Genomic DNA, 5,234 nt, shown 5'->3' with positions numbered 1-5,234 from the left:
AATTCCATAATCTCAGTATAGTTCTTCTGGTCTTGACCTGCTGTCGGTTCATCTAAGAGGATAATTTCAGCCCCTAAGACCAAAATCGAGGCAATAGTGACGCGTTTTTTCTGTCCAAATGACAGGGCAGAAATAGGCCAATTACGGAATTCATAGAGACCACAGATTTTCAAAGTTTCATAGACTCTCGTTTCAATTTCCTGCTCGTCCACACCTCGCAAACGAAGTCCCAGAGCCACCTCATCAAAAATCATGTTGGTTGAAATCATTTGATTAGGATTTTGCAGCACATAGCCTACTCGTTCCGCCCGCTCTGCAACAGAATCTCCTTTTATATCCTGTCCTTCCCAAAGATAGCGACCTTCAGTCTGAATAAAGCTACTTAAGGCCTTGGCTAGAGTTGACTTCCCTGCTCCATTTTTCCCGACAATGGCAATCTTTTCACCCTTTTTAATATCTAAATGAATGGATTTTAAAATCGGTCTATCATCATAAGAAAAAGACACGTCCTCTAGTCTAAAGAGTAACTGCAATTCTGGGGTTTCTTTTACCAGTTCCGTCCGCAACTGAACCTGACCTTTTGAGATAGACAAGTTATCCAGATCTGCTAATTGTTCTTCCTTGACTAAATCCACACCCAATTGACGGAGAGTGGTTAGATAAAGGGGTTCTCGAATTCCATTTTGGGTCAACAAATCAGTCGCCAGTAACTGATCAGGACTCCCATTAAAGAGGATACAGCCATCGTTTATCAAGACAATCCGATCCACAGGGCGATGCAGAACATCCTCCAAACGGTGCTCGATAATAAGAGTCGTCGTCCCCTCCTCCTTATGAATCTGATCAATCAATTCGATAATATCCTGACCTGACTTGGGATCCAGATTGGCGAGTGGCTCATCAAACAAAAGAATCGGACTCTCATCAATCAAGACACCAGCTAGACTGACTCGCTGCTTTTGTCCACCAGACAGATCCTGAGGACGCTGATTCAGTAAAGAAATAAGGTCCAGCTTTTCAGCCCATTTATGAACACGACTTTTCATGTCATCTAGAGCTGTCACGTCATTTTCCAGAGCAAAAGCCAAATCCTCTGCCACAGACAGGCCGATAAACTGCCCATCTGTATCCTGCAAAACTGTACTGACCAGATGAGATTTATCGTAGATGCTCATATCAAAGGCTGCTTGCCCCTTGATCAAAAATTCTCCAGACATCTGACCCTTGTAAATATTGGGAATAATCCCATTCAAACATTGACCCAAGGTAGACTTGCCTGACCCAGATGGCCCAACAATTAAGACTTTCTCTCCCTTGTAAATGGTCAAGTCCACCCCTTGCAAGGTCGGTTCTTGTTGCGTTTCATACTGGAAAGAGAAATCCTTCCACTCAATTATAGCTTCTTTCATCTTACTCTCTTCATTCGCTTCTTCTACTCAATGAAAATCAAAGAGCAAACCAGGAAGCTAGCCGTAGGTTGCTCAAAACACTGTTTTGAGGTTGCAGATAGAGCTGACGCGGTTTGAAGAGATTTTCGCAGAGTATTAGACTTCTATTTTATCATAAATCTACTCCTTCTTGCAGACTCTTCTCTTAAAAACTTAGAACCAAAAAGCTTCCTATCTTAGCTTACTTGCCTAACTAATCTATAAACATCGAAAAAGACTGGTTGCCCAGCCTTTTCCCTTATGTTAATCCTTTTTCAAACTTCCTGAACGAGTCTGCGTACGTGAATAAGCTATCAAAAGAAGAGTTCCTGCGATAGCAATAGTCACCGCGTTTGCAATACCTGCAACAATCCCTTGGGCAAATACTTTTTCTGCCGCTTCTTGATAAATCACAACATCTCCAAGTGGTGCCAAAACACCCCAAACAAGAGCATTTGCAACAATCTGAATGAGGTTAAAGAAGACAATATCCTTTAACTCAAAAACGCCTTGTGTTACTCGAATATATTTTCTAAAGAGTCCTACAGCTAGACCAAAGAGACCGCTAGCAATAATCCAAGTCCACCAAAGACCGTAGCCAGCAAGAGAATCCTTCACCGCATGCCCAATTAAACCAACAAGTAGACCAACTAGAGGGCCAAAAATGATAGACAAGAGGCTCTGTACCGCATACTGAAGCTGGATGCTTGTATTTGGAACAGGTGTCGGAATGCTGATCATCCCGATGACAACAAAGAGCGCAGCTCCAACACCGATAGCAACAACTTGTTTAATTGATTGATTTTTCATCTATATTCTCCTATTTTATGATTCTATTTTCTTTATTTCAATGGTCCAAGATGAACCGACACCTACATTGTAAGCTTTGGCAAAGGAACCTTGGTTGATAGCCAGACCTAAACGATAGAGAGAGTTGATGTAAAGGATGGGTTGCCCAATTCTCACATCTGCAAATGATTTGCCATAAACAACCTGATTTTGATAGACCAGCATATCAGCGTGATAGATAGTCACCTCAAAACGGTCACCAAATTCTGGTTCCAGCTTGTAAAATTCTTCTCGTGTGATAGAGGTCCAAAGCGAACCGAAACGCACATCCAGAATATCAATAGCTCCCTTCACCAGATGATCTTCAATAATGGTCTCTACGACTGGAAGCTCCACAATATGGTCTACACTGAGCTCTGGCCCCACTTCCTCAAAACTAATGTGACCGCTGGCCAGTTTAGCACCAGTATAGGCATAAACATCACGGCCGTGGAAAGTATAAGAATGCTCTGTATTTTGACGTCTATTGGCTACTTCAGAAATTTCACGAATAGCTACAACGCCAACGTGTTTCTTGATAAAGGAAAGAGTTCCATTGTCTGGCGTGACAATGTATTGATTTTTTGCAGTCTTAGCAACTACACTCTTACGTTTCGAGCCGACACCTGGATCGACTACCGATACAAATGTCGTTCCCTCAGGCCAGTAATCCACCGTCTGAAAGAGACGATAGCTCCCCTCAAAAATATTATAAGGCGTGATATCGTGCGTCAAGTGATGTATTTTTAAGGTTGGAGACTCTTCTAAAGCCACTCCAATCATAGCCGATACCGCACCATCAACCAGACCAAAGTCTGATTGTAATACCAGTAAATTATTATTCATTTTATCTCCTTGTATATCCTTTATCATACCATATTTCAGAGAAAGTCGCTAATAGCTATTTCAATTGATTAGGGTATAGTTTTACCTTATAGCAAATTTCCTACTAAAAGCTCTGGTTATTAGCTAGTAGGTGCATTTTTTCTTGAAAAAAGGTATGATAGTTACATCATGAAAAAGTAGGTTTTAATATGAAAATTATCCTTGTCGGAGGGGGAAAAGTTGGTTTTGCCCTCTGTCGCTCCTTGGTTGCAGAAAAGCATGATGTTTTGCTGATTGAGCAAGACGAAGCTGTTCTCAATCATATTGTTAATCGCTTTGATATCATGGGTATCCTTGGTAACGGGGCCGATTTTACCATCCTTGAGCAAGCCAGCGTCCAGGATTGTGATATCTTTATCGCCCTGACTGAATACGATGAAGTGAACATGATTGCAGCCGTTCTAGCCAAAAAAATGGGAGCTAAAGAGACCATCGTTCGGGTGCGGAACCCTGAATATTCTAACTCTTATTTCAAGGAAAAGAATATTCTCGGTTTTTCTCTTATCGTTAATCCTGAGCTCTTGGCTGCCCGCGCTATCGCAAATATCATTGACTTCCCAAACGCCCTCTCTGTCGAACGTTTCTTTGGAGGACGAGTCAGCTTGATGGAATTCACTGTTAAATCATCCAGCGGTCTTTGCCAAATGCCCATTTCTGATTTTCGGAAAAAATTTGGCAATGTCATTGTCTGTGCGATAGAAAGAGATCATCAAATTATCATCCCAAGTGGTGACATGACCGTACAGGATAAAGATAGAATCTTTGTCACTGGTAACCGTGTTGATATGATGCTCTTCCATAATTATTTCAAATCTCGCGCCGTGAAGAGCCTTCTCATCGTCGGTGCAGGTAGAATTGCCTATTATCTACTAGGTATCCTCAAAGACAGTCGTATCGATACCAAGGTCATTGAAATCAATCCTGAAATCGCCAGCTTCTTTAGCGAGAAATTCCCAAATCTCTACATCGTTCAAGGAGATGGTACCGCAAAAGATATCCTGCTGGAAGAAAGTGCTCAAAACTATGATGCCGTTGCGACTCTAACAGGTGTCGATGAGGAAAATCTGATTACCTCTATGTTCCTTGACAGCGTAGGTGTACAAAAAAATATCACCAAGGTCAATCGTACTAGTCTCCTCGAGATTATCCACGCACCTGATTTTTCAAGTATCATCACTCCTAAAAGCATTGCTGTAGATACGATTATGCACTTTATTCGTGGTCGGGTTAATGCCCAGTATTCAGACCTTCAAGCCATGCACCATCTAGCCAATGGCCAAATCGAAACCCTGCAATTCCATATCAAGGAAGCTAATAAGATGACTGCCAAACCTCTTTCTCAACTAAAACTGAAAAAAGGGGTTCTTATTGCAGCCATCATTCGAAAGGGCAAGACCATTTTCCCAACTGGGGAGGATATGTTGGAAGTTGGAGACAAGCTCCTAGTAACAACTTTGTTGCCAAACATCACTAAGATTTATGACTTGATCGCGAGGTAAGAAATGAATAAAAGTATGATTCGCTACCTCCTTTCAAAATTACTTTTGATTGAAGCTGTTCTCCTTTTGGTTCCTGTAGCTGTCGCTCTCTATTACCGTGAATCGAGCCAAGTCTTTACGGCCCTCTTTTCAACAATAGGGATTCTCGTATTACTAGGCGGTTCAGGAATTTTACAAAAGCCAAAAAATCAACGGATTTATGCCAAGGAGGGAGTCTTGATTGTTGCCCTCTGTTGGATCCTTTGGTCCTTCTTTGGTGGTCTCCCCTTTGTCTTTGCTAGACAAATTCCCAGCGTTATCGATGCCTTTTTTGAAATCAGCTCTGGCTTTACAACTACTGGAGCAACTATTCTGAACGACGTTTCGGTTCTCAGTCGTTCCCTCCTCTTCTGGCGAAGTTTTACCCACTTGATTGGAGGGATGGGAGTGCTTGTTTTTGCACTTGCTATTATGGATAATGCCAAAAATAGTCACCTAGAAGTGATGAAGGCTGAGGTTCCTGGCCCTGTTTTTGGCAAGGTTGTATCCAAACTAAAAAACACTGCCCAGATTCTCTATCTCCTTTATCTAGCTCTCTTCTCCCTCTTTGTCATCA

At 41.9% G+C, this 5,234-nt stretch carries 5 protein-coding genes; 2 read left to right on the top strand and 3 right to left on the bottom strand.

Features of this window, described 5'->3' with window-relative positions:
* The 3 genes from RYL77_RS08685 to RYL77_RS08675 form a co-directional block, all read right to left on the bottom strand.
* Positions 1 to 1,409: ABC transporter ATP-binding protein (locus tag RYL77_RS08685; RefSeq protein ID WP_315010985.1), on the bottom strand; the 1,409-nt coding region annotated here is incomplete at its 3' end.
* 282 nt (positions 1,410 to 1,691) lie between these two features.
* Positions 1,692 to 2,237, bottom strand: a complete 546-nt coding sequence (locus tag RYL77_RS08680; protein WP_042901648.1) for an ECF-type riboflavin transporter substrate-binding protein — start codon at positions 2,235 to 2,237, stop codon at positions 1,692 to 1,694.
* Positions 2,238 to 2,252: 15 nt separating this feature from the next.
* Complete coding sequence (locus RYL77_RS08675; RefSeq protein WP_315010984.1) at positions 2,253 to 3,101, bottom strand: S-adenosyl-l-methionine hydroxide adenosyltransferase family protein; 849 nt, start codon at positions 3,099 to 3,101, stop codon at positions 2,253 to 2,255.
* A gap of 188 nt (positions 3,102 to 3,289) precedes the next feature.
* On the opposite strand from RYL77_RS08675, the gene trkA reads away from it, so the two are divergent.
* Together trkA and RYL77_RS08665 are read left to right on the top strand one after the other, a co-directional pair.
* Positions 3,290 to 4,639, top strand: a complete 1,350-nt coding sequence (gene trkA, locus RYL77_RS08670) for a Trk system potassium transporter TrkA (RefSeq protein WP_315010983.1) — start codon at positions 3,290 to 3,292, stop codon at positions 4,637 to 4,639.
* A gap of 3 nt (positions 4,640 to 4,642) precedes the next feature.
* On the top strand, positions 4,643 to 5,234 hold a 592-nt coding region (locus RYL77_RS08665), incomplete at its 3' end, for a potassium transporter TrkG (RefSeq protein ID WP_315010982.1).

It is taken from the genome of uncultured Streptococcus sp., from assembly GCF_963516515.1.
GTDB lineage: Bacteria > Bacillota > Bacilli > Lactobacillales > Streptococcaceae > Streptococcus.
The sequence above is the reverse complement of the archived record's forward strand: the minus strand, read 5'-3'. Positions and strand labels throughout refer to the sequence as shown.